This window comes from Vibrio sp. D173a, from assembly GCF_030248475.1.
In genome coordinates this window covers 1-637 of sequence record NZ_JAHGAH010001361.1, presented here as the reverse complement: position 1 = coordinate 637, position 637 = coordinate 1, and the positions used below count along the sequence as shown (strand labels likewise).

The window sequence follows — 637 nt, the reverse complement described above, 5'->3', positions numbered from 1 at the left end:
GCCGCCTGAGCTACCAGAAGAGCTACAACCAGCAGCAAGAGACACCATTAAAGCAACAGCGGTTAGTTTTAGTACGTTTTTCATGAGAACCTCGTAAAGTATTGATACTTGAGTATTTTGTTTTGGGATTTACCCCAGTAATTAAAATGAAACGCCCAATCCATAAGTGATTGACCAGTCAGAGCTCTTCGATTTGTCTGCACCGACAGTAATGCTCACGTTGTCGAGCATGTAAGTCAGGTCTAGTCCGTAGAGCGCTTCATATTGTGTGTCGTCGGCTTCTTCCCCTTTGAATTCGTAGCTGTTCTTGATCTGACGAACACCTAAAGCGGGGGTGATGTACACCTTGTCAGTCGCTGCAACAGGGAGCGTTAGGGATAAATCTCTTTCCGTGTACCTTGATGAGTAGTCTTGAACGCTACTCTCATGGTCATAACGGTAGATGGCGGCTTCTGCGCCAATCCCCACGCCCCCTTGCTTGTAGCGGGTAAAGCCGAAATACATGTCTTTTGAATTTCCTTCAAACGAACCACCAAAAGAGACACTATCAATGTGCTGTGGTATCCACTCTTCTGCTGCAACTGAATGGGGCAAAAGGCTGCCTAGCGCGATGGCAGAACAGGCGATGACTTTGATA

1 protein-coding gene is annotated in these 637 nt (G+C 46.9%); it reads right to left on the bottom strand.

Annotated features, from left to right (window positions below; translation table 11 throughout):
* Positions 1-141: 141 nt before the first annotated feature.
* Positions 142-637 (bottom strand): hypothetical protein (locus tag KIV40_RS33370; RefSeq protein WP_285353693.1); only part of this gene is annotated, 496 nt, incomplete at its 5' end.